Below are 23,744 nucleotides of genomic sequence, written 5' to 3' on the forward strand. Positions count from 1 at the left end.
CCCCACAAAACCCACAACCCCCCCCCCCCGCCGGGGGGGGTGCCCGGGGGGGGGCCCGCGGCCCCCGCGGGCCCCCCCCCCCCCCCGACCGGTGTTCCCGCCGGACACCGGTAACCATCCCCGGCGGCAGGCGACGAGCACCGCACAACACCGGCAGCCGCGCCCGGCAGCGTCGCGCAGCAGCAGCCGCGGAACCAGGCGGCGGCCCGGGAGAAACACCCGGCCGGACACCGCGAACAGCGCCACAATGGAGCGATGGCACAGCTCTGGGTGAAAACACATGGTGGGGACTGGCTTCGGGCCGATCAGATCATCGAAATCGGGATCGAGGCGGTGCAGGCCGCGCACGACGGTACGGGCACGGCCGAGGTGGTCGCCCGGCTGGCGGTGGCCACCGGCAGCGGGAACTGGGATTACGACCGGGGCACCGGCGCGGTCGGGCCCAGCGCACGGGTGCTCGGCCGCTATCCCGACGGCGCGGCCGCGCAGCGGGTGGCCGATCAACTGGTGCTGGTGCTGCTCAACGCGGCCCGGAACGCACAGATCACCTTCGAGGACGAGGAAGTCCTGGTCCGGCCGGTCCACGACCGCACCGCGCACGACACCCCCTACAACGGTCACGCCGTCGACCCGCGCTGACCACCACGATCAGGTTTTCCTACGCGGCCGCTTCCGGGGCGGTTCCGGTTCGGGTTCGGGCAGGTCGGGCGCGACGATACCGGTGATCCGGCCGAGCCGGCTCACCCCGGGTAGCCGGGCGAGCGCCCCGAACAGATCCTCACCCAGCGCGATCAACGCCTCCAACCGGGGCAGCAGCCGGTCGTAGGCGGCGAAGGCGGGGTCGGCGAGGGCGAGTGTGCGGTCGAGGCGGTCCACCGTGGCATTGAGCCGGTCGATGGCGGAGGACAGATTCTCCAGCAGATCGGGTAGTTGCGCGGCCAGCTGCGCCGAGGCCGGTGGTAGCCGTACCGCCGTATCGAAAGCCTGGCCGGCAGTGAGTTGCGCGGCCTCCAGCGCCTGCCCGGCGGCCGATTGCGCGGCGTCCACCGCCGACTGCGCGGCGGCGAGCACATCGGCGGGCGTGGGCACCCGGCGCGCCCCCGGCCGGTTCGCTGACCTCTTGTTCCCCGGCTGTACCGGATCGGGCATGGGACAACTCTGCCGCATCCACCCCGGACAACGCCATGACCTGCGCGCCTGCGGGCGTGTCGGCAGCGCATGGCATAGTGCGACGACAATGGAACTGAGCAAGGGCGCCAATACGCCGATACCGACATCTCTTCTGGCCGTAGTGATTTCCTGGCGGTCCGAACATGTGGTGGACGCGCACGCCCTGCTGCTGGCGGCCGCCGGGACGGTACGCGACGACAAGGATCTGGTCTTCTACAACGCGCCCCGGCACATCTCCCAGGCCGTCACGCTGGACCAGGATCCCGCCCCCGGTACGGCCCGGCTCAGCGTCTCGCTGCCGCGGACCGAAGCCGAGGTGGACCGGATCGTGGTGTCGGGGTCACTGGAGGACGCCGATTTCACCCGGCTCGACGACCTGTGTCTCACCGTGTACGCCGTGGACGGGCCGGTCGCCCGGTTCGCCGTCACCGATACCGAGGCGGTGACGGCCATGATGTTCGGCGAGTTCTACCGCCGCGACGGGGGCTGGCGTTTCCGCGCCGTCGGCCAGGGCTGGGCCTCCGGAATGGCGGGCCTGGTGACGGAGTTCGGTATCGAGGTCGACGATCCCGCGCCGGGTATGCCGGACGGCGTACCGACCGCACACCGGCCGACCACCCCGGCGGACCGCACCCCCGGCCTCCCTGCGACGAACTCGGACGGTGGACGGGAGCCCGGCACAGACGCACACGAGGAGAGCAATTCCGGAGCCGAGACGGGCACCGCTGTTCTCACCAGGCCGCCGCGGACAGCCCACAGCGGCCCGCCACACGACAGCGGCGAGCCGGCGCGCACGGTCGCCCGCACCGACGGTCCGGAACCCCAGGCGCCGGCGGGCCCGGCGATCCGGAATGCCGACCCGGAGCGGAGAACGCGCTCCGGCGCACGCGGGACCGGCGAATCCGCCGGGCCGGCACAACCCGCTGCCCGGCACGCCGAGCCCGGGCACCGCGGGTCTCGCCCCGGTGTGGCCGGCGCCGAGACCCCGCCCGATGCTGCACCCGGCCCGGGCATACGCGCAGCAGCGCATTTCGCCGGCCGGGGCAACGGGCCGGGTCCGCGGGAGCAACCGTTTCGCGGGGCGGGTGGCGACCCGGACGCCGCCGCGGAGGCAGGAGCCGCGGTGCGCCACAACGGGCCGGCCGCCGGCGATGCGCACCGGGTACCCGAGGCGCATCCCGGTAACGCCCACTACCGGCTCGACGAGCGGACCGGCGCGGGCACGGCGCCCGCGCCCTGGGATCGTTTCGCCGAACCGCAACCCGGCCGGCGCACACCGGGCACCGTGACGCTGCGCCGGCTCACCGTGCCCGAACCCACGCCCGTGGAACCGCCGCCCGGGGCGGGTCGTGCGGACTGGTACCGCGACCCCACCGACCCGACCGTGTTCCGCTGGTGGGACGGCGAGAGCTGGACCGGCGACACCCGGCCCACCGCCCGCCCGCATCCGCACGATTGCGACCGCTGCGGAGTCCGCCGCCGGCGCCGCGTCTTCGGCGGGCATCATCCGTGCGCCGCCTGCGCCGCGCAGATCGATGAGTTCCTGATCCACTGGCATACCCGCGCCGTCCGCGTGCTCGCCGCATCGGGGCCGCGGGGTACCGACTGGGAGGCGCTGTGGGCATCGCTGCGGTATCAGCGGATCGAGGAGTCGGCCGGCCGGGCGGCGCTGCGGCCGGAGGCGTGGCAGTACGTGGAGCGGCGGGTCGCCTTCGCCTTCGCCGACGGGCAGATCTCGGCGCAGGAATACGACGATTTCGACCATGCCGTCACCGAACTGGGCCTGGCGGGCCGGCCGATCGACGAGCTGCGCGCCCGGATGGTGCGGGGCCGGGCTCTGTCGCGGCTGCGGGAGGGTGATCTGCCCACGGTGCGCACCCCGGATCTGCATCTGGATGCCGAGGAACTGGTCTATCTCGATATCGGCGCCACCCATATCCGGGAACTGGCCCGCGGCCCCAAACACACCGACGGCCGCTTGATCGTGAGCACCAAGAAGTTACGGTTCGTGGGGTCCGGGGCGGGCGTGGAACTTCCGTGGTCGCGGATCGTCTCGGTGGCGGCCGACAACGGCACGGTGGTCGTCGCGGCCACCTCGGCGCGTGGAGGCGCGAGTTTCGCCGTGGCCGATCCGGAATATCTCGCCGCCACGCTCGAGGGCGCGTTGCGGATCGCGAAACGGCTGGTACTGGCTCCGGGACAGCGTGATTCGCGCAGTATCCCGCAGGAGGTCAAGGCCGAGGTGTGGCAGCGCGACGGCGGCCGCTGCGTGGAATGCGGGGAGGGCCACTACCTGGAGTTCGACCACATCATCCCGCTCAGCCGCGGCGGCGCCACCAGCGCCGCCAACCTGCAGATCCTGTGCCGCGGGTGTAACCGCGACAAGGGCGCCAATATCTGAGTACCTACGTGGCTGTGCGACCCACCGGCCGGCTACCCGTCGGGTAACCGTGTTCGGTCCAGCGGTTGCTCAGCGCTCGAGCGGCGGCGGGAACCATTGCTTGTCCAGTACTCGCTGGTCCGGTTCATACAGGCGCATGACCAGCGAGAACTGCCCTTGCTCGGGGATGGGCAGCCAGTTCTGCCGGGGCACCCCCGGCCCCGGATCGGCGGCCTGGACCGCGATCTCGAGCGATCCGTCGGGCGCGACCACCGGCGCCACCGGATGGCCGACCACGTGCTGATCCGCTTCGTTCGGCACGAGATAACCCTCGTTGTCGTAGGCGGTGAGCGACCAGAACGCGGCCACCGGCGGCGCCTCCCCCGGCGGGAACCGCAGGGTGAACTCCAGCGGGGTGCCGTCGTCGTCGGCCTCACCGAACAATGCCGGATACACCACCACCACCGCCAGATTCGCGCCGACTCCGCGGTCCGCGGTCGCCGCGCGCAACAGATAGTTCGTGCCGTACCGGCCCACATTGAGGTCGACCACCCAGCCGTTGCGCAACTGGCTGTCCGGATCCACGTAGGCCGCGATCTTACGTTTCGCCGCGTCGACGCCCGCATCGAGTTCCCCCGTGCTCACCCCTTCGGGCGAGCCGCCGGGCCGGATACCGATGGTGGCGAAACGCCGCATCGCGGGCTCGTCGGCCGCCGCGGGCGGATTGTCCTCCATGAGTTCGCACATGCGCTCGAAGTACTCGCGGGCCGGCATCTGCCGCAGGGGGCCCAGGCCGATCGATTCGGACCAATCCTGGTTCTCCGGAATCGAATCGGATTCCCCGGCGGCGGGGGTGGTCCAGGCGCTGAGCGGGGCCAGCCGCAGGCGGGACTGGATCGCGCGCACGGCCGGGACATCGGCCGGGCCGCGCACCTCGATCCGCCCGTACAGCCAGGCGTCCACCGTCGGCACCGGCAGCTGCACCGTGCCGGGCGGGAGCTCCCCTTTCCAGCCCGGCCCGGTGACGGCGTAGGTGAACGGCGCGGACGCACCCGGTTCGACCTGGGGTTGCAGGCTGGTGGGCGTGAACGCGGTGTTGGACCAGGCATCGAGAACCTGCATCACCCAGTACCGATCCTCGATCCGCGGTACTTCGAACAGCACCGGTTCCTCCCGCAGATCCAGCCAGGCCACCGAAAACAGGTTGTCCAGGTCGATGCGGATCACGGTGCGCTGACTCGACGCGGGCAGGGTGGAGGTGTGCTGGAAGCGGTTCGGCGAGCCGTATTGCAGCGCGCGGCTGCGGATCGTATCGATCAGCATGAGCGGGTAGCCGAAAACATAGGCGTCGGACGCCACTTCGCGGCGATCGGCCGGGGTGCCCGACGGCGTGATCTCGGTATCGTCGCCGGTGCCTCCGCAGGCCGCCAGGCCGGTTGTCGCCAGCAGGCCCAGCAGCGACCGCCGGGACATCCGGAACCGGTCGGGTGCGAGACCACGCCGCGAACTACCGGATACCGCCGCCGGGACCTCGCCCATGCGCATTCTCCCTGCTCATCGCCGTCGAATGGACCGCTTGCAGGATACGCCGAGGATTAGCCGAACCGTTGCCGCCACGGTCGGCGCGGCTGTTCTCACATGGTGAGCACGGTATTCATGATGGTGCCCGCGCTGGTGGCGACCACCCCGCCGATCATGGCCCCGGCCACCATCTTCGGCGATTGCATCGAACTGCCGGACCACTTCTCCCAGGCGAATTTGCCGCCGGCGTAGACAATGCTCACCGTTCCGGACAGGATCGCCAGCCAGGTCGCGTAACGGACGAACTCCATGATCTTGTCCGCCAGTGGCGGCGGTTCCGGAGTGGGATTGCTGACCTGTGCGTATACCGATACCGCGTCGACCACCGACGCCGCGATGATGCTCACCGTCTGCTCCCTAACCTCTGTGTGCGGGTACTGCGACCCCACCTCCATCATCCAGACGCAGCCGGGCGCGGCGCAAGTTCTTGCCGCGCATCGTCTTTCGCGCTATAACCGCTGGTGCCCCCGGTTCCCTACCCGGAACTGGGATTACTGCGACCATCCCGGCGAGCGGTTACGATGCGTGTGCGTTCCCGCCCTCCCCGAACACAGAGTGAGCTGCGAGATGATACTGGCCGCCGTCACCGATACGCTTCTGGCGCAAATCGGCAATCCCACCCCCCAAGCGCCACCCCTGGCGGACAAGATCCTGCAGCTGGTCCAGTATCTGACCTGGTTCGTTCTGCTCGCCGGCATCTGCGCGATCATCTACGCCGGTGGCCGGTTCGCCTGGGAGAAATGGTCCGGCGGTGGCCTCGAATCGCCGAAAATGGTGGCCGGGGCCATGATCGGCGGGGTGGTCGCCACCAGCGCGGGCACCATCATGAACGCGGTGATCGGCTGAGCCGGGCGCGCGCCTTCGGTTCCGCGCGCGCCGATGCACCCGGCCCCGGCCGCACTCCGGGCGACTACTCGGACCTGCGGTGATCCACGTCCGAGCGGATTCCAGAACACCACGGGAATGGCCGATTTCCGCTATCGAAAATATGTTCGATTTGCGGTAGCGTGACGCGCATGCCCGAACTCGCGCCCATCCCGTTCGCCCGGCTCAACCTCGAACAGGTACGGGAGCGACTGCTCGCCGCGGCGGCCTTCGGCGAGTCGCTCTCGCCCGATCAACTCGAGGCCCTGGCCGGCAAGCTCAGCGCCGGGCTGAGCATCTACATCGAGGCGACGCAGAACAGCGCGCCGCGAGCCCACCGCCCGGCGCCGCCCGGTCGCGCCTGCCTGGATTTCCGCGGTCCGCGACGCTGAACCCCGGCCCCGCGCGGTGCGCGAAGCCGGGGTCCGGTGCCGGGCGGATGCGCCGCGCGCTACGCGCGGGGATCGGATTCGTCGTCGTCCACGGTTTCGACCGGCGTGGTGACCAGCGCGAACTCGCCTTCGTGCAGGGCCGTCCCCTGTACCACGGCGCCCTCGACGAGTTCCACACCGAGGTTCTCCCGCATGATGATCGGATCGCGGCGCACATCGCGGTACAGCGATACGCACATCATCACCATCACGAGCATGAACGGCAGTGCGACGACGGTGGTGAGGGCCTGTAACCCGGTCAGCGCGCCGCCCAGGTCATCGGAATCGGCGATCACCAGCATGATCGCCGCGACGGCGCCGGTGGCCGTTCCCCAGAAGATCACCGTGACCCGCGACGGTTCGATACTGCCGCGCTCGGACAGCGTGCCCATCACGATCGAGGCCGCGTCGGCACCGGAGACGAAGAAGATACCCACCAGGATCATCACCACCACCGTGGTGATCGAGGTCAGCGGATATTCGTCGAGCAGATGGAACAGCGCGAAGTCGGGGTTCACGCTGCCGTCCGGTTCGGTCAGGTCGTGGTTCTCGCTCTGCTGCCGGATCGCCGCGCCGCCGAAAACCGCGAACCACACCAGGCTCACCAGGCTCGGCACCAGCAGGACACCGGCCACGAACTGGCGGATGGTGCGGCCGCGGCTGATCCGGGCGATGAACATTCCGACAAAGGGGGTCCAGGAGATCCACCACGCCCAGTAGAAGATGGTCCAGCTCGACAGCCACGCCTCCATCTCCTCACCCCCGGCGATACCGGTGCGCGAGGCCATGGTCGGCAGTTCACCGATGTAGTCGCCGAGGGCGGTGGGCAGGAAGTTCAGCATGAACAGGGTGGGTCCGGCGACGAAGACGAAAATCGCCAGCACCACGGCCAGCACCATGTTGATATTCGACAGCCACTGGATACCGCGCGCGATTCCGGATACCGCGGAGACCACGAAGGCGACAGTGAGCACGGTGATCACCAGCACCAGGCCGAGTTTGGCGATGGTGTCGATATAGCCGTTGAATTGCAGTCCGGCGCCGATCTGCAGGGCGCCCAGGCCGAGCGAGGCCGCGGAACCGAACAGCGTCGCGAAGATCGCCATCATATCGATGGCCTTACCGCCCAGCCCTTCCGCCGCGCGCCGGCCGAGCAGCGGCCGGAACACCGACGAGAACAGCTGGGAGCGGCCGCGACGGAAAGTGGAGTAGGCGATGGCGAGCCCGGCGACCGCGTAGATGGCCCACGGGTGCAGGGTCCAATGGAACAGCGTGGTGGCCAGCGCGACCTCGCTCGCCTGCGGACTCCCGGGTTCGGCGGTACCCGGCGGCGGGGAGGTGAAATGGGTCAGCGGTTCGGCGACGCCCCAGAACATCAGGCCGATTCCCATACCGGCGCTGAACATCATCGCGATCCAGGACACCGTCCGGAATTCCGGCGTCTCGTCGTCGGCGCCGAGCGGGATCTTGCCGTAGCGGCTGAGGGCCAGCCAGATCACATAGACGACGAACGAGGTGGCTACCAGCACGAACAGCCACCCGGTATTGGTGATCACCCAGGACTGCGCGTTGGAGGCGACCCGCGCCAGGCCGTCCTGATCGATGGCACCCCACAGGACGAAGGCCACCGCACCGATGGAGGTGATCCCGAAGACCAGCCAGTCGATCCCGCGCTTGCGCAGCGCGGGTCTGCCTCCCGGGGAGCCCGGCAGGCCGCCTTCGGGCGTCGCTGGGCTTGATCCGGCGTCGATCACCATGGACGAGTCCTTTCCGATCGCACTCCTGCGTTCCGCATACGACCACGCACACCACGGGACCAGCCGTTTTCTCGGTCCTCGCCGCGCCTGCGCCGCATTGCCGAACGGATGTACCGGAAAAACCGTACCGCTCCGTCCGGTCCGCGACGTACCGAACACGATCCGGCAGCGTTCGTGGCGGGGGCCGGAACCCCGCCGCGGCGGACCATCGGAGGTCGCGCCGCCGCAGCGCAACGGGCCCGCCCGCGGGAAACGAAGTTGTACGATACAACTAATATGTAGAATGCAACACACTCCCGGCGACGTGGTATAACGACTGGCGGGACACCCGCCGAGCCCGAGGGCAACAGCAGACGAGCAGGACACCCGCCATGGACAAGCCGACCCATCTGATCGAATTCGAAACCATGCTGCTGGGGCGGCACAGTCTCAACGCGCATCTACGCCGGCCCGACCATCTGGAACGTAGCGCCTACCTGGTGCTGAGCCGGTTGTCGATCGAGGGCCCCATGTCCATCGGCGAACTGGCCGAGGCGTTCGGCCTGGACACCTCCACCGTGCACCGGCAGACGGCGGCCATGATGAAAACGGATCTGGTCGAACGCATTCCCGACCCGGCGGGGGGTGTGGCGCGGAAGTTCCGGATCACCACGGAAGGCGAACGCCGGCTGCGCGCCGACCGCGAATACAACATCAACGCGCTCGACCGAGTGCTCCGCGAATGGAGCGAACAGGATGTCCGGGCGTTCGCCGCGTACCTCGAGCGGTTCAACACCGATCTCGAACAGCGCGAGGCACGGCCTTGGCCCCGGCCCACCCATGCCGAGCCCGGACGGTAGCGGCCGCCGTCAGAACCGGGACATATCGACCTGGCGCCACACATTGGATACGGCGGTGACCACCGCCGTCCCCAGTGGCCCGGTGCGGTCGTAGAGGGCGACGGTGCCGACCGATATACCCGCCGCTCCCACTTGGTCCTGCGCCAGCACCCCGATACCCGGGCCGATGGGCAGCCTCGCCAGCGCGAGGGTCACATCGGAGTTGATATAGCCGATCCCGGCGCTGCCCCAGTTGGTCATGAAACTCGCCGCGTCACCCGCCATCGCCGCGCGCTGGAACGGGGTCACCGGATCGCCCGCCACCACCGGGAGCATGTTCTGCCAGATGGCCTTGCGCTCGGCGTTCTGGCCGGCGGCGAACTCACGGGTCCAGGCACCGTCGCCGATCTTGAACAGCGGATGCGCACCGGACTCGGAGGTATCCGGGATATCGGGAACCGGGAGGTCGCGACCGGGTTGCCAGAGGTCCCCCGCGGGCACTTCACCCGTGCGCAGATAGACCACGGTCGCGCGGGAACGCACCTCGTCGTGCTGTACCAGCTCGGCGTCGATCACACAGATGCGTTTCCCCTCCCGGACCACCGCACTGCGCAGCGAGGTGGGTTCGTCGGCGACCGGGCTGAACATGTCGACGGTGAACCGGGCCGGAACGAACTCCTGTCCGGGCGACCGCGTCTCCAGTTCGCGGGCCAGCAGCCCGCAGATCGCCGGACCCGAGACCTGGGTGGGGCTCCAGCTGGATATGGCAACCCGGGTGGGCAGGAACTGCTCACCCTCTCTGGTGAAGAACGCCAACACGGTATCGACTCCTCTCGCGGCCAACCCGCATCAGAATTACAACACGTTTTAGTTGGTGCCCCGGCGTGGAGGTACCCGCCGGCGGCCGGTATGCCGCCGATGGGTGCCTCCACGCCGTCAACCGGTCATGCGCCCGCGGTAGCCACGAGGGCATCCGCCGACTCCGCGACTGCCACGAGGTCGCCGTGCCAGCCGAGCACCCGCAGGACCGCCGCCGCGATCGCACCCCGGGTATCGGCCGATACCGCGCCCTCGTCGGAACGTATGTTGATCACGGTCTCCACCAGACGGAAAGGGATGGCCGACGCTTCCGCGATCCCCCCTGCCCCGATCTCCGTGACCACGCGCGCCGCCAGCGCCTCGTAACTTTCGCGCAGCCGGTCCCGGCGCAACCGGAACTGCGCGAACCGCTCGCCGCGCAACTCCGGGAGGAAGTACAGCGCGCCGACATTCCACCGTGCGGCGCACAACTGCTCGATATCGAAACGGGCCAACGCGTACAACCGCACGGCGGCCGGCTCATCGTTTTCACTCAGCCGGCCGGCCAGTTCCGCCGCATCCGCGATCGTTTCGCCGAGCAGGGCGTCGAGAATATCGTCCTTGGCGCGGAAGTGGTGATAGAGCGAGGCCTGCCGGATCCCCACTGCTTCGGCGATCGCCCGGGTGGAGGTGCTGCGGTCGCCGTGGGTGGTGAACTGTTCGGCGGCGGCGTCGAGGATTTCGGCGCGCGGTGACCGCCCTTGGCGCCGCCGCGCCTCGAGGCGCGGCCGGCCCGGACCGAGTTGGGTCATACCCCCATTGTCTCCACCTCCGGAATTCCCCTGCCGCTGCCCGCACTCCGGCGGCTCGAAACCCCTGCCGCTCACCGGCCGGCGGATGCGGGCGTCGTATTTCTGTCATTCGACAGAAATACGGGCAACACAGACGTTACCCGTGGGACCGATACGGATACATCGCCGTCACCACGACGTCTCGGCGGGCGAGAAAACTTTCAACCGATAGATATTCGTCTCGGATGAAGGGCCCCGGGCCATGATCATTCTCGGAATCGCGGTCAGCGTGCTCGCGGTAATCGGCATCGGCCTGCTGGTTGCCCGCAAGGTGGACGGGGACAGCGTCAACTTCCTGGTGGCCGGACGTTCACTGGGCCTGCCGCTGGTCGCGGCCGGGCTCATGGGGCAGGCGGTCGATTCCAATGCCACCCTCGGCAATACCGATCTGTCCGGATCGCTCGGCTTCTGGGCGGGGGCATCACTCCCGCTGGGACTCGGGCTGTGCCTGCTGCTCACCGGTATCTTCTTCGCGAAACCGATGAACCGCATGGGTTTGCTCACCCTGCCGGACTTCTACCGGATCAAATACGGGCGCGGCGTGGAGCTGTCCGCCTCGGTCCTCATGATCTTCAGTTTCTGCATCCTGCTCGCCGGCAACCTCGTCGCGGGCGGATATCTGTTCGAACGCTTCCTGGGCGTCCCCTACACCGCGGGCGTCCTGCTCATCGTGGCGATCGTGCTCACCTACACCGTCTCCGGCGGGATGTTCAGCGACGCCTACACCGCCCTGGCACAGATGGTGATCACCGTGATCGGCTCACTGTCCCTGCTGATCTGGGTGGGTTCGACCTACGGTATCCATATCCCCGACGGGATGGGCCCGTTCGACCTGGGCCAGCTGAGCAACACCTCCGAAGGCGCGGCGATCAACTGGGCCACCCTCATCGCGCTCGGCATCGGCGATATCGTCGCCATCGATTTCATGCAGCGCATCTTCTCGGCCCGCTCCCCCGAAATCGCCCGCCGCGCCTGCTTCGCCGGTGCCGCCGGCACCGCGCTGGTCGGGATCCCGTACGCGCTGGTCGCGCTGGCCACCACCGACCTCGTCGACGCCGAGGGCGGGCCGCGGCTGCTGGCCCTGCTCGACGAGCACGCGCCGGCGGGCCTGGCGATCCTGGTGCTGTCGGCGGTGATCGCCGCGTCGTGCTCGACCGCCAACGGCGCCATCCTCGGTACGGCCGCGGTCGCGACCCGCAATATCGCCGGCCGCACCGAGCGCACCGATTCCGGTGGCCGCGACACCCTGCTGCGCGATGTGCGGATCACCATGCTGCCGGTGGCCGCGGTGGCGATCTTCTTCGCGGTCCAGGTGCCGCAGACCGGTATCCTGCTCACCCTCGCCTTCGACCTGATGCTGGCCGGACTGATCGTCCCGTTCGTGGCCGCGCACCTCACGCAGCGGGTCACCACGGCGGCCGCGGTGGCGGCGATGGTCGCCGGGCTCGGTGTGCGGCTGGTGCTGTTCGTGCTCACGCCCACCATGTACGGCGTACCGAATACGGTGCTGTATCTGGAGAATTCGCTGATCGGACCCGGTTTCGACGGCTGGCCGACCTTCCTCGGCTTCCTCGCCTCGCTGGTCGCCTTCCTCTGCGTCCTCGCCGCGCGGGGGTTGCGTGCCGGTAACCGCACCGCCACCACGGATGCCTCGGCCGTCCCGGCGTCGCTGCCGGAACCGCTGGCGGCCCCGGAGCCCGCCAATCAACCGGGCTGACTCGCAGTTTCGCCCCGACGAGCAAGGAGAGACGATGACGCCTCCCAGCGCGCCCCCGACCGGCGCACCCACCACCGCATCGACCACCGGCGCCCGCGAACACGCCCGCGCCCAGGCCACCGCGAACCCGGCCACCCCGGACCTGCCGGAAGGTCTCCGGCTCGCGGATACCACCTGGACCGTCCGCCTCCCGCCCGGCGGCCACACCAGTACGGTCCTCGGCCGCGGTACCCGGTTGCGGCTGGCCGATCCGCAGGGCGCGGCCTGCGCGCATCTGTTCCTGCTACGGGCCGAAGCCCCGTGGGAGCGCCTCAATATCGCCGACACCATGAAAGTACCGTGGCAGGCCTACCTCGGGCCCGGCCATCCCCTGCTGTCGGACCAGGGCCGTGTCCTGGCGACCGTCCTCACCGATACCGCCGAACGCCACGACACCCTCTGCGGCGCTACCAGGGAAGGCCGGCTGCTGCTGGAACGGGCGGGAAGCAAACACGGTCTCGAACCCCGGGATATCGGGCCGACGCTGTCGTTGTTCCGCGGCGTGCGGGTCGGCGCGGACGGCAGCCTGAACGCGTACGGTTCCGCGGGCCCGGGCGCCCATGTGGAACTGCTGATCCACCTGCCCGTCACCGTGCTCGTGGTCAATACCGTTCATCCGCTCGACGATTCCCCGGTCACCGATCTCGACCTGGTCGCCTGGCCCGGCGCACCTTTGGACACCACCACCGTGAACAGCGACCCGGAGTACCTGCGGGCCGTACAGAACACCGAACAGGCCTGGTCGGCCGCCCGGACTCGACAGGAGTGGGTATGAGCAACGCTGCCACCGCGACCGTGGTTCTCGACGACACCGTGCCGGCGTGCGCGCCGTGGTCGGCAATCGTGCGCGCGGGTGACCGTCTCGACATCATCGATCTGCACGGCAATCAGGCCGTGGACTGCCTGCTGTACTCGGCGGCCGATCACACCGACCGCTACAGCGCGCAGGCCACGGTCACCGCCCAGCGCAATATCTTCCTCACCACCGGCAGTGTGCTGCGCACCGACGCGGGCACCGCCCTGATGACCGTGATCGCCGACGAGGTCGGCAATCACGACACCATCGCCGGGGCCTGTTCCCAGGAGTCGAATACGCTGCGCTACGGCCACCACACCCGCCATCAGCACGCCTGCGTGGAGAACTTCCTGGCCGAGGCCGCGAAATGGGGTATGGGCAAACGGGACCTGGTGTCGAATATCAACTGGTTCATGAACGTGCCGGTGGAATCCGACGGCACTCTCGGTATCGTCGACGGCCTGTCCGCACCCGGTAAGACGGTCTCGTTGCGCGCGGAGATCGACACCCTGGTGCTGGTCTCGAACTGCCCGCAGATCAACAATCCCTGCAACGGCTTCGATCCGACGCCGGTGCGGATGGTGGTGACCCGATGACCGCCCCGGTCGTACTCGCGCCGGATCCAGGGGTCGCCGTCGACCAGGTGGTGGTCGAACGGCCGGGGATGCTCACCACCGTCCAGGACTGGCCCGGCCGGACCGGTTACTGGCATGTGGGAGTGCCGCCGTCGGGGCCGATGGACGATCTGTCGTTCCGGCTGGGCAACCGCGCGCTCGGCAATGCCGAGGGTGCCGCCGGCCTGGAATGCACCATGGCGGGCCCGGCGCTGCGGTTCCCGGAGCCCACGTGGGTGTGTGTCACCGGCGCACCCACCGAGGTCACGGTGGTGGGCCGGCGGGTACCGCTGTGGCGGCCGGTCCTGGTTCCCGCGGGCGAACTCCTCGATATCGGACCGGTGCGGGGCCCGGGAATGCGCTGCTACGTCCTCATTGCCGGTGGCGTGGAACTCCCCCGCTATCTCGGTAGCGCGGCGACCTTCACCCTCGGCGGGTTCGGCGGGCCCGCCGGCCGGGCCCTCGCCGCCGGCGACCTTCTGCCGCTGGGCCCGGCGCCGGCAGTTCCCTCGGGTCCGGTCCCGGGTGGGGAACAGCCGGTGCTCACCCGCACCTGGCAGCTGGCCGTCACCGAAGGACCGCACGGCGCACCGGAATTCTTCACCCGCGCCGATATCGACACCCTCTACGACACCGCCTACGAGGTGCATTTCAACTCCGATCGCACCGGTGTCCGGCTCATCGGGCCCAAACCCCGCTGGGCCCGGCCGGACGGCGGCGAGGCGGGGTTGCATCCGTCCAATATCCACGACACCGCGTACAGCGTCGGCGCCCTCGATTTCACCGGCGATACGCCGATCCTGCTGGGTCCGGACGGGCCCAGTCTCGGCGGTTTCGTCTGCCCGGTCACGGTCACCGCGGCCGACCGGTGGAAACTCGGGCAACTGTGCCCGGGTGATACCGTGCGATTCGTGCCGGTCCGGGCCGATCGGACCGCCTCACCCCGCGCACTGGGGCCGGAACGCCGCGCCGGCTGGCCCACCGTCCTGTCGACCGGCGGCGACGGCGACGACGGGGTCATGCGGCGCGCCGAAACCGCGGACGGCACCCCGATCACCTACCGCCGCGCCGGAGACGACGGAATCCTGGTCGAATTCGGCACGATGACCCTGGATCTCGAACTCCGTGCCCGCGTACACGCACTGCACGAACGGCTCCGGCTCGGCCGGGAGCGCGGAATCACCGAACTCACGCCGGGCGTCCGGTCGCTGCAGATCCGCCTCGACCCGGCCGCCCTGGGCACCCCGGCGGCGCTGGATCTGCTCACCGAGATCGAAGCGGAACTGCCCGCGGCCGCGGACCTGGTGGTGCCCAGCCGCACGGTGGAACTACCGCTGTCCTGGGACGATCCGGCCACCCGTGAGGCGATCACCCGCTATATGCACGGCGTACGCGCCGACGCTCCGTGGTGCCCGTGGAATATCGAGTTCATCCGCCGCATGAACGGGCTGGAGTCGGTCGACGAGGTCTTCGATACCGTGTTCGCCGCCGAATACCTCGTCCTCGGTCTCGGCGACGTCTATCTCGGGGCCCCGCTGGCCACTCCGGCCGACCCGCGGCACCGGCTGATCACCACGAAATACAACCCCGCCCGCACCTGGACCCCGGAGAACGCGGTCGGTATCGGCGGCGCCTACCTGTGCATCTACGGGATGGAAGGCCCCGGCGGCTATCAGTTCGTCGGGCGCACCACTCAGGTGTGGAGCCGAACCGACCACGAAACTCCCTGGCTGCTGCGCTTTTTCGACCGAATCAGCTGGTATCCGGTGAGCGCGGAGGAACTGCTGGACCTGCGAGCGGATTTCGCCGCCGGCCGCGGTGAACTCCGCGCCGTCGACGGCGAGTTCCGGCTGGCCGAGCACCGGCGATTCCTCGCCGACAACGCCGAATCCATCGACGAGTTCCGGACGCGCCAGGCAGCTGCCTTCGCGGCCGAACGGGAATCCTGGCGCAGATCCGGCGAACTCACCGAATGAGCCCGGCCCGGCCCCGGGATCGCCCGGCGGCCGGGGCAGGCTCAGGCCCCGGCGTGTACGGGCGCCTCGAGCTGCGACAGCACCCCGTCGGTGCTCAGCACCATGCCGCAACGGCGAGCGGTGTAGCGCAACGCGATCGCGTGCTCGTCGCGGCTGAAATCGGCGACCGCGTCGTGCACCATGAACGCGCGGATATCGTTCATGAACGCCTCCGCGGCACTGAGCATGCAACCCATATGCGCGTACACGCCGGTGACGAGCAGCTGGTCGCGGTTGCGGTAGCCGAGCAGCTGGCGCAGATCGGTGCGCTGGAACGCCGAATAGCGCCATTTGGTGACCTGGATATCGTTCTCGCCCGGTTTCAGCTCGGCGATCACCTCGGTATCCGGGCCGTCCGACATCCCGGTGCCCCAGAAATCCGCGAGCAGGCCGCGGCGGTCGGGATGCTGATCGCCGGGCTGCATACTGTAGACGACCGGAATGCCCAGCTCATGGCATTTATCGCGGAGCCGGACGATATTGTCGATCATCGTCCGCGCCGGATCGCGATCGAGCTGATACGCGGTGAGGAAATAGTTCTGCATGTCGTGGATCAGCAGGGCACATCTGTCGGGGTCGAGTCGCCAGGACACCTGGTTGGTGATCTCGTCGTCCAACGACGGCATCGCATAGGGCGCGATCGGCTGCATGGGCATGTCCAGAACTCCTCATCTCTTGTGGCCCGCAACTTTCTGGCAGGCTGCGGGCCCGGGCGCAGTAGCGGAATATCGTCGGATCAGGGCACCGTGGCGGGCCTCCCGGTGACTCCCAGCGGGCCGAGGACGCGCTGGAGTTTGCCGGTGGTTTCGGCCAGTTCGTCGTCGGGATCGGATTCGGCGACGATCCCGCCGCCCGCGTACGCCAGCAGGGTCCGGTGATCGGCGGCCAGTTCCGCACAGCGGATGCTCACCATCCATTCGCCGTTACCGTCGGCGTCGCACCAGCCCACCGCTCCCGCGTAGAAGCCCCGTTCGCCTTCGAGTTCGGCGATCAGCCGCGCGGCCGCGGCGGTCGGGGTGCCGCAGATCGCCGGGGTGGGATGGAGGGCGTCGGCGAGTTCGAGGGCCGTCGGGCCACCGGCCGGCACAGTGGCACCGATTGTGGTGCCGAGATGCCACATGGCGGGTGTCTCGGTGAGATCCGGTGTGGTGGGGGTGCGCACATCGGTGCATCGGTCGCGCAGCACATCGGCGACGTGCCGCACCACATAGCCGTGCTCGTGCTGGTCCTTGGCCGAACCGAGCAGGGTAACGGCTGCGATCCGGTCGGCCACCGGATCATCAGCGATCCGGCGCGCGGACCCCGCCAGTGGATGGCTGGTGACCTCCGAGCCGAGCCGCCGCACCAGGATTTCCGGGCTCGAACCCACCAGGTGCCGGCCGGTGTACACCCCGCCGGCCGCGGAGAGATCCACCAGGTAGCCGTTACCGGCGTGATCGGTGGAGACCAGCAGGTCCAGCAGATCGAGCGCGCGCACCGCACGGTCGGCGCGGGCCCGGACCTTCCGGGCCAGGACGACCTTGCGCAGCGGATTCGCCGGATCGGCCAGCAGCCGGAGGGCACTACCCACCCGGCGGACGTGTTCCTCGGGTTCCGGGAGACTTTCGGTGATCGCGATCTCCGGCGCGTGCACCGCGCGGGCGGCCCGCGGGCCGTCGGTGATCGCGACGGTTTCCGGCGCCCACAGTGCGGCGGGCGCACCGGGGGTGAACGGGAGCGCACCGACGATATGGGTCACCCGCCGCGACCGCAGCTGAGCGGCGGCTTCGGCAGCGCTGTGGAAGACACGGTCCCCGGCGGACGCGGTCACGGTGCGTTGCGGCCGGGACAGGACAAAAGCGGGATCCGCGGGATCCGCGGAGTTCTCGGCGTTGATGATGATCATCCTCTCGTGTCACATATCCAGCGTGGCGCCACCGTCGACCCGCAGGTCGTGCATGGTGATATGGCGCGCGGCATCGGAAACCAGGAAGCGGACGGCGGCGGCGATATCGGCCGGTTCGGCGATCCGCCGCAACGGGATTCCCAGCCGGTAGTTCGCGGGATCACCGTCGAGCAGGCTCGCCCGGGCGGCTTCGCCGAGCCCGTTTTCGTCGGAGTCGGCGTACATACCGCGCAGCAGCGGCGTATCGGTGGATCCGGGCGAGACCAGGTTCACCCGCACCCCGTGCGGAGCGACCTGTAAGGCCAGCGACCGGGTGAACGCCGTGGTGGCGGCCTTGGCGGCGCCGTAGGCGGCCAGCCCGACCCGGGGTGTGGTGGCCGAATTCGAGGAGACGACCACGATCGAACCGCGGTGCACGGCGACCATTTCGCGGGCCGCGCGCTGCGCGACGTACACCGCGGCGTTGGTGTTGACGGCGAGGCAGCGCTGCCAGTCCTCGGCGGCGGTATCCAGTGCCGATCCGCCGATCATCGCGCCGGCGGTATGCACCACGATCCGGGGAGCGCCGTGCTCGGCGACGGTGCGGTCGAACGCGGCGGCGACGGCCGCGGCGTCACTGAGGTCGATTTCGGTGCCCCGGACGGCAATTCCCTCGTGTTGCCGTCCGAGCCGATCGGCCACCTCGCGCACTCGAGGGTCCAGATCCCACAGTTCCAAGAGCGGAGAATCGCCGGCGAGTTCGGTGGCGACGGCCGCTCCGATACCCCCGGCGGCTCCGGTGACGATGACCCCTTCGCCCCATTGCTTCGTGACCATTAGGTTAGCCTAACCTGAAGTTACACCGTAAGGCTAGCATTCCGGTGTGACATCGAACAAGATCGCCGATCGGAAAGAGGTGCTCCATGCCATCGTCCGTCCTGCCCGGTTTCACTCCGTGGCCACCGGATCAGGCTGCCCGGTACCGTGACGAAAAGTGTTGGACCGGTGAGACGTTCGCGGATCTGCTGAGCAACCGAGCCGCGGCCACTCCGGAAGCGATCGCGGTCGTCGACGCGAACCACCGCTGGACCTACGCCGAACTCGACCGCCGCGCGCGCTCGCTGGCCACCGGGCTGATGCGCCTCGGAATCGGCCGGCACGACCGGGTCCTGGTGCAGCTGCCCAACCGGGCCGAATTCGTCGAAGTGATCTTCGCGTTGTTCAAAGCCGGCGCGCTGCCGGTGTTCTGCCTGCCCGCACACCGGGAATCCGAACTGGTGCCCATCGGCACGGCCAGTGGTGCGGTCGCGATGATCACCTGCGACACCCACCAGCGTTTCGACCATGCGGCGCTGGCCGATACGGTACGGCGGCAGGTCGATACGCTGCGGCACGTCCTGCTGCTCACCGACGCCCCGGATGCCGAGTTCGGCGAAGGCGCAGCCGATCTCGCCGACTACCGCGACGAACCGGGTGAGCTGCCCGCGCTCGACGCCGGGGATGTCGCGTTCCTGCAGCTTTCCGGCGGCAGCACCGGAATTCCGAAGCTCATCCCCCGCACCCACGACGATTACCTCTACAGCGTGCGGCGCAGCGCCGAGATCTGCGAACTGGGCCCGGACTCGGTGTATATGGCCACCCTGCCGGTGGCCCACAACTTTCCGATGAGTTCCCCCGGCATCCTGGGCGCGCTGTACGCGGGCGGTGCGGTCGCGATGACACCGGATCCCACCCCCTCGACGGCGTTCGCGGCGATCGAACGTTTCGGAGTCACCATCACCGGCTTGGTACCCCCGCTGGCGCGGCTCTGGGTCGAGCGGGCCGAAAAGGGTGGCGAACTGCCGGATCTGTCCAGTCTGCAAGTCGTTCAGGTGGGCGGGGCGCGCTGCCCGGACGAATTGGCCCGCCGCGTAGGACCCGCGCTGGGCGTCACCCTGCAGCAGGTCTTCGGGATGGCCGAGGGTCTGGTGTGCTACACCCGCCTCGATGATCCGCTCGATGTCGTGGTCTCCACCCAGGGCCGGCCGATGTCGGAATTCGATCGAATTGCCATCGTCGACGACAACGGTGACGAGGTTGCGCCGGGTGCCGACGGAAATCTGAAAACGCAAGGGCCCTACACGATTCGGGGCTACTACGACAATCCCGAGGCCAACGCCCGCAGCTTCGACGCCGACGGCTGGTACACCACCGGCGATATCGTCGCGCTGCGCCCCGACGGCAACCTCGTGGTGAAGGGCCGCGCCGGTGACTGGGTCAACCGGGGCGGTGAAAAAGTGTCCGCCGAGGAACTCGAGGCCCATCTGCTCGAACACCCCGGTATCCGCGACGCGGTGATCGTCGGAACACCGGATCCGGTGCTCGGCCAGCGGATCTGCGCGTTCGTTCAACCCGCCGATCCGGCCGCCCCGCCGACGCTCACCGCGGTGCGCGGTTTCGTCCGCGAACGCGGTATCGCGGCCTGGAAGATGCCGGACGCCGTGGTCACCATCGAGGAATTCCCGGAGACCGGGGTCGGCAAGACCAGCCGCCGCGATCTGCGCCGGCTGCTCGCCGAGGGCCACCGCGCACAGTGACCCGCGGTGCCGCTAACCCCGCGCCCGGCGCGGTTCGCGGCGCCCGGTCACGGGCACAGCACCTCCAGCCAGGACTCCAGAACGGGGTCCCCGGCCAGCAGCATCGGATCGACGGTCTCGTGCCCCTCCGCCCGCCATTTCTCCACCAGCTGCATGATGCGCACCGAATCCAGTCCCGCGTCGAGCAGATTCATATCGGTGGTCAGTTCCTCGACCGGAACCCCCAGCACCTCGGCGACATCGCGGATGAAGCGGTCGCGATCGGTGACGGCCGTTGCGTCGTTCGTCATGGTTGTCCTCTCGTCATTCTTCGCCGTCGAAATTCGCGATGCCGTGTTTCCAGTAGCCCGCGATCAGGAAATCCTTCGGCCCGACGCCGAGTTCGCCGCGGACCCATTTGCGGATCGGGCGCAACTGCCCGGCCTCCCCGGCCACCCACACGTACACGGTCTGCCCGTCGGGCACGGTGACCGAGCGGATCGCCTTCTCCAGTAGGTCCCCGGTGCCCGGCGCGGCATCGCCGCGATGCAGCCACCGCACCTCGACTCCGGCCGGCGCGTCCAGCTCGATCTCCTGGGTCGCATCGGTGACCTCGACGAACGCCCAGCCCGTGGTTTCGCGCGGGAGCCATTCCAGCCAGCGGGCGATCGCCGGCAGGGCGGTGATATCTCCGGCGAACAGGTAGTTGTCATAGCTGGTGGGCACCACCACACCACCGGGCGGGCCGGCGATATGCATCCGGGCGCCCGGTGTCACCGCCAGCGCCCAGTCCGAGGCCAGCCCGCCGGGATGCAAGGCGAAATCCACGTCGAGTTCCCCGGCTTCGGCGTCGTAGCGCCGCACGGTGTATTCCCGCGAAATGGGCCGTGGCACAGGCCATTCCAGTGAAAGACCATCCTTGACCGGCAGCCGCAGCACACCGTCGGTATCCGGGAAGATCAGCCGGATGTGCTCGTCGGGTACGTAACTGTGGAACCCGGCGAGTCCCGGGCCGCCGAAGGTGACCCGGAGCAACCCCGACCCGACCTGCCCGGTGCGCAGCACCTCCAGTTCGCGGAGTTCGATCGGATATCCGACCTTGGCCCCGTGCGAACCGGCCATCACCTCGGCGATGCGTTCACGGTAGGCACCGCGATCCATCACACACCGTCCTTTCCTTTGTCGGCTGTTCCGGTGGCCTGGACCGGCGGTTTCACCGGTGGCCCGGTGGGTGTGCCACCCCCGGTGAGGCGGGCCAGCGGCGCCATGAAGAGCAGGGCCGGCACCAGCAGCACCAGCACCGCGCCGCCGTAGACCACCAAGGCGGCACCCGGTTCCACCAGTCCGCCGATCACGCCGGCCGCCATGGACCCGATCGCCGTGCCGGTGACCGACTGCACCAGTTGCAGACTCGACAAGCGGCCGCGCATATCCTCCGGCGAATGCTGCTGCAGTACCGCGTAGCGCAGGATGTTGTTCACCGCGCGGGCGATACCGAAGGCCGCGAGCCCGAGGAAACTCCACGCCACCTGCGGCCAGACACCGGCCATGATCAGGCCCACCGGCATAAGCGCCAGCGAGGCCAGCAGCGCCAGGCCGTTGCGGGGAGTCCGGCCGATCCAGCCGCTGGTGAGCGACCCGAGAACGGCGCCGACACCCGGCGCGGCGTAGAGCAGGCCCAGTGTCGCCGGTCCGGCTTCCAGCGCCTGATCCGCGAACGCCGGCAGCAGCACCAGCGGTCCGCTGACGAGCATGGCGAGCAGACCACTCACCAGTACCGCGCGAATGATGCGGTGGCGCACCGCGAAACCGATCCCCTGCCCCAGTTCCACCAGCGGGTTGCGCAGATCGCGCGCCGGAGGCGGCGCCGAGCCGATGGCCCGGATCAATCCCACGGTGGCCGCGGTCGCCGCCGCGGCGGCGAAGAACGCGAACGAGACCCCGATCTGGGCGATCAGCACCCCGGCGATGGCCGGGGTGATCATGGTGCCCAGATCCGAGGTCAGCGTGATCAGTGCCCCCGCCGCCGGCATCTTCGCGCGGTCCACCAGCATCGGCACCAGCGCCATCATCGCCGACCCGCTGATGCCGCCGGCCAGCCCGTCCACCACACCGGCCGCGTAGATCACCGGCAGCATCGGGTCGGCCAGGATCGCGTTGATCCCCAGCGCCAGGAACGCCAGCCCCGCCGCGGTGCGCGACCACTGCATCACCGTGCGCCGGTCGAACCGGTCGGCGATCACCCCGCCCGCCAGACTCCCGGCGAACAGGGCGACTGCCATCGTGGTCGACACTCCGGCCACGTGCAGGCTCGACCCGGTGAGGTCGTAGACCTGCACCGGCAGGGCCACCATGAGCAGCCCGATACCGAGCACGGAGATCAGCCGCGCGCCGAAGGCACAGCGGAACCGCCGGCTCTCCCGCAACGGGGAGATATCGATGAGGAGGCCGGCGGTAGCTGTCACTTGAACTGCTCCTGGATCAGGTCGAGGGTGTTCATGACGCCGCGGTAATCCGGCCGGTAGCTGGTGGCCGGCAGTTCGTAGACCTTCTTGTCCTTGAACGCCGGCAGCTGCGCGAACATCGGATCGTTGGCCAGATCGGCCGCGCTCTTGGCGCCGCTGAGCGGAACCACGATCACCACGGGCTGGTCCACAACCTTCGTCAGCAGTTCGGGGCTGAAGTTGAACCAGTCGGCGGAGGCGTTGATCTCCGGGTTACCGGCCTTGGCGACCACCTGGTCGTCGGCCTTGAAGCCCAGCTCGGCCAGCAGCGTCGGCAGAGCGGCGTTCGGCAGGATCATCTTGGGCTTGCCGTCGGCCGCGGACTGGAAGTAGCCGATCTGCTGCGCGGGCGCCTTGACCGTCTCGGAGACCTGCTTGAACTTGTCGTCGTAGGCACCGATCAGCTCGGCGACCTTATCGCCCTTGTTCACCACATCGGCGAGCAGTTTCAGCTGATCCTGCCAGCCGGTGACATCACCGGGCACCAGCACGGTCGGTGCGATGGCACTGAGCTGGTCGTAGGCGTCGGTCGACTGTTTGGCCGGGAAACCCTGGCCGCCACCGATGATCAGATCCGGCTGCTTGGACGCCACGAACTCCACGTTCACGGTCTGCCCGATCGGCACCACCTCGGTGCCCTGTTCCGTCGCGTCGGCCTCCCACGTCGGCGGGAACTTTCCGCTGCGGTCGGTGACCCCGAGCACCCGGGTATCGGCCGCGACCACCGGGACATCCAGGTCGTAGAGGTAGCCGGCGAGCGCGCCGTTGAGCACCACGACCCGCTGCGGGTTCGCCGGCACCTCGACGGTGCCCTTCTGGGTCTGGATCGGCCGGGTCCCGGATTCCGCGGCGGGCTCGGCATCGGAGCTACAGCCCGCGACCGCGACGACCGCGACGAACAGGCCGACTACGGCACGTAGCCAGGCCGCGAAGCGGCTGTGGGATAACAGCGACATAGGTGTTTCACTTTCTTTCTCGAACCACCGGGGC

Annotated in this window: 23 protein-coding genes; 10 read left to right on the forward strand and 13 right to left on the reverse strand. The window is 69.1% G+C overall.

The window, feature by feature from the left end; translation table 11 throughout:
- Positions 1 to 255: 255 nt before the first annotated feature.
- Positions 256 to 639 carry a hypothetical protein gene (locus tag QH276_RS28940; protein ID WP_280396848.1) on the forward strand — a complete coding sequence of 128 codons (384 nt, stop codon included), beginning with the start codon at positions 256 to 258 and terminating at the stop codon, positions 637 to 639.
- Positions 640 to 648: 9 nt separating this feature from the next.
- Here the strand turns inward: QH276_RS28940 and QH276_RS28945 are convergent, their stop codons facing one another.
- Positions 649 to 1,149 (reverse strand): hypothetical protein, encoded by a 501-nt coding sequence (locus QH276_RS28945; RefSeq protein WP_280396849.1) that lies wholly within the window; start codon positions 1,147 to 1,149, stop codon positions 649 to 651.
- An 88-nt stretch (positions 1,150 to 1,237) separates the two neighbouring features.
- Between QH276_RS28945 and QH276_RS28950 the strand changes: the two genes are divergently transcribed.
- Entirely contained in the window at positions 1,238 to 3,571 is a 2,334-nt protein-coding gene (locus tag QH276_RS28950) for a TerD family protein (RefSeq protein ID WP_280396850.1), read from the forward strand.
- Positions 3,572 to 3,640: 69 nt separating this feature from the next.
- Here the strand turns inward: QH276_RS28950 and QH276_RS28955 are convergent, their stop codons facing one another.
- A complete protein-coding gene (locus QH276_RS28955) occupies positions 3,641 to 5,089 on the reverse strand; it encodes a DUF1254 domain-containing protein (protein ID WP_280396851.1) in 1,449 nt (482 codons plus the stop codon).
- Between the two features lie 95 nt (positions 5,090 to 5,184).
- Positions 5,185 to 5,478 carry a hypothetical protein gene (locus tag QH276_RS28960; RefSeq protein WP_280396852.1) on the reverse strand — a complete coding sequence of 98 codons (294 nt, stop codon included), beginning with the start codon at positions 5,476 to 5,478 and terminating at the stop codon, positions 5,185 to 5,187.
- Between the two features lie 220 nt (positions 5,479 to 5,698).
- Here QH276_RS28960 and QH276_RS28965 point away from each other — a divergent pair, with 220 nt between their 5' ends.
- Positions 5,699 to 5,977 carry a hypothetical protein gene (locus QH276_RS28965; RefSeq protein WP_280396853.1) on the forward strand — a complete coding sequence of 93 codons (279 nt, stop codon included), beginning with the start codon at positions 5,699 to 5,701 and terminating at the stop codon, positions 5,975 to 5,977.
- 170 nt (positions 5,978 to 6,147) lie between these two features.
- Positions 6,148 to 6,387: a DUF6374 family protein gene (locus QH276_RS28970; RefSeq protein WP_280396854.1), complete on the forward strand. Its 240-nt coding sequence runs from the start codon at positions 6,148 to 6,150 to the stop codon at positions 6,385 to 6,387.
- Between the two features lie 59 nt (positions 6,388 to 6,446).
- On the opposite strand, the gene QH276_RS28975 is transcribed toward QH276_RS28970, so the two are convergent.
- Positions 6,447 to 8,183, reverse strand: coding sequence for a BCCT family transporter (locus tag QH276_RS28975; RefSeq protein WP_280400123.1), 1,737 nt, complete (start codon positions 8,181 to 8,183; stop codon positions 6,447 to 6,449).
- 371 nt (positions 8,184 to 8,554) lie between these two features.
- Here QH276_RS28975 and QH276_RS28980 point away from each other — a divergent pair, with 371 nt between their 5' ends.
- Positions 8,555 to 9,022, forward strand: coding sequence for a MarR family winged helix-turn-helix transcriptional regulator (locus QH276_RS28980; RefSeq protein WP_280400122.1), 468 nt, complete (start codon positions 8,555 to 8,557; stop codon positions 9,020 to 9,022).
- A gap of 9 nt (positions 9,023 to 9,031) precedes the next feature.
- Here the strand turns inward: QH276_RS28980 and QH276_RS28985 are convergent, their stop codons facing one another.
- Together QH276_RS28985 and QH276_RS28990 are read right to left on the reverse strand one after the other, a co-directional pair.
- Positions 9,032 to 9,820: an acyl-CoA thioesterase domain-containing protein gene (locus tag QH276_RS28985; RefSeq protein WP_280400121.1), complete on the reverse strand. Its 789-nt coding sequence runs from the start codon at positions 9,818 to 9,820 to the stop codon at positions 9,032 to 9,034.
- A 125-nt stretch (positions 9,821 to 9,945) separates the two neighbouring features.
- Positions 9,946 to 10,611 carry a TetR/AcrR family transcriptional regulator gene (locus QH276_RS28990; protein WP_280406966.1) on the reverse strand — a complete coding sequence of 222 codons (666 nt, stop codon included), beginning with the start codon at positions 10,609 to 10,611 and terminating at the stop codon, positions 9,946 to 9,948.
- Between the two features lie 241 nt (positions 10,612 to 10,852).
- Here QH276_RS28990 and QH276_RS28995 point away from each other — a divergent pair, with 241 nt between their 5' ends.
- Genes QH276_RS28995 through QH276_RS29010 form a run of 4 tightly spaced genes read left to right on the forward strand, consistent with a single transcriptional unit; the run spans position 10,853 to position 15,792 of the window.
- Positions 10,853 to 12,367, forward strand: coding sequence for a sodium:solute symporter family protein (locus tag QH276_RS28995; RefSeq protein WP_280400119.1), 1,515 nt, complete (start codon positions 10,853 to 10,855; stop codon positions 12,365 to 12,367).
- A gap of 34 nt (positions 12,368 to 12,401) precedes the next feature.
- Complete coding sequence (locus QH276_RS29000; RefSeq protein ID WP_280400118.1) at positions 12,402 to 13,181, forward strand: DUF1989 domain-containing protein; 780 nt, start codon at positions 12,402 to 12,404, stop codon at positions 13,179 to 13,181.
- Positions 13,178 to 13,798 (forward strand): urea amidolyase associated protein UAAP2, encoded by a 621-nt coding sequence (locus QH276_RS29005; RefSeq protein WP_280400117.1) that lies wholly within the window; start codon positions 13,178 to 13,180, stop codon positions 13,796 to 13,798. Before QH276_RS29000 ends, QH276_RS29005 begins: the two co-directional genes overlap by 4 nt.
- Entirely contained in the window at positions 13,795 to 15,792 is a 1,998-nt protein-coding gene (locus QH276_RS29010) for a 5-oxoprolinase/urea amidolyase family protein (RefSeq protein WP_432278672.1), read from the forward strand. Before QH276_RS29005 ends, QH276_RS29010 begins: the two co-directional genes overlap by 4 nt.
- 41 nt (positions 15,793 to 15,833) lie before the next feature.
- Here QH276_RS29010 and QH276_RS29015 read toward each other — a convergent pair whose 3' ends face one another.
- The 3 genes from QH276_RS29015 to QH276_RS29025 form a co-directional block, all read right to left on the reverse strand.
- Entirely contained in the window at positions 15,834 to 16,487 is a 654-nt protein-coding gene (locus QH276_RS29015) for an isochorismatase family protein (protein ID WP_280400116.1), read from the reverse strand.
- An 80-nt stretch (positions 16,488 to 16,567) separates the two neighbouring features.
- Positions 16,568 to 17,716, reverse strand: a complete 1,149-nt coding sequence (locus QH276_RS29020; RefSeq protein WP_280400115.1) for an isochorismate synthase — start codon at positions 17,714 to 17,716, stop codon at positions 16,568 to 16,570.
- Between the two features lie 9 nt (positions 17,717 to 17,725).
- On the reverse strand, positions 17,726 to 18,532 hold the full coding sequence (locus QH276_RS29025; RefSeq protein WP_280400114.1) for an SDR family oxidoreductase: 807 nt from the start codon (positions 18,530 to 18,532) through the stop codon (positions 17,726 to 17,728).
- Positions 18,533 to 18,618: 86 nt separating this feature from the next.
- On the opposite strand from QH276_RS29025, the gene QH276_RS29030 reads away from it, so the two are divergent.
- Positions 18,619 to 20,271 (forward strand): (2,3-dihydroxybenzoyl)adenylate synthase, encoded by a 1,653-nt coding sequence (locus QH276_RS29030; protein ID WP_280400113.1) that lies wholly within the window; start codon positions 18,619 to 18,621, stop codon positions 20,269 to 20,271.
- A 47-nt stretch (positions 20,272 to 20,318) separates the two neighbouring features.
- Here the strand turns inward: QH276_RS29030 and QH276_RS29035 are convergent, their stop codons facing one another.
- The 4 genes from QH276_RS29035 to QH276_RS29050 are packed head-to-tail and all read right to left on the reverse strand — an operon-like array spanning position 20,319 to position 23,710.
- The gene (locus QH276_RS29035) at positions 20,319 to 20,561 is read right to left on the reverse strand and encodes a phosphopantetheine-binding protein (protein ID WP_280400112.1); all 243 of its coding nucleotides are present in this window, start codon (positions 20,559 to 20,561) and stop codon (positions 20,319 to 20,321) included.
- A gap of 13 nt (positions 20,562 to 20,574) precedes the next feature.
- Positions 20,575 to 21,411 (reverse strand): siderophore-interacting protein, encoded by an 837-nt coding sequence (locus tag QH276_RS29040; protein WP_280400125.1) that lies wholly within the window; start codon positions 21,409 to 21,411, stop codon positions 20,575 to 20,577.
- On the reverse strand, positions 21,411 to 22,715 hold the full coding sequence (gene entS, locus QH276_RS29045) for an enterobactin transporter EntS (protein WP_280400111.1): 1,305 nt from the start codon (positions 22,713 to 22,715) through the stop codon (positions 21,411 to 21,413). The genes QH276_RS29040 and entS overlap by 1 nt, the downstream gene beginning before the upstream one ends.
- On the reverse strand, positions 22,712 to 23,710 hold the full coding sequence (locus QH276_RS29050) for an ABC transporter substrate-binding protein (protein ID WP_280400110.1): 999 nt from the start codon (positions 23,708 to 23,710) through the stop codon (positions 22,712 to 22,714). The genes entS and QH276_RS29050 overlap by 4 nt, the downstream gene beginning before the upstream one ends.
- Between the last annotated feature and the right edge of the window lie 34 nt (positions 23,711 to 23,744).

The organism is Nocardia carnea (genome assembly GCF_029869215.1).
Taxonomy (GTDB): domain Bacteria; phylum Actinomycetota; class Actinomycetes; order Mycobacteriales; family Mycobacteriaceae; genus Nocardia; species Nocardia carnea_B.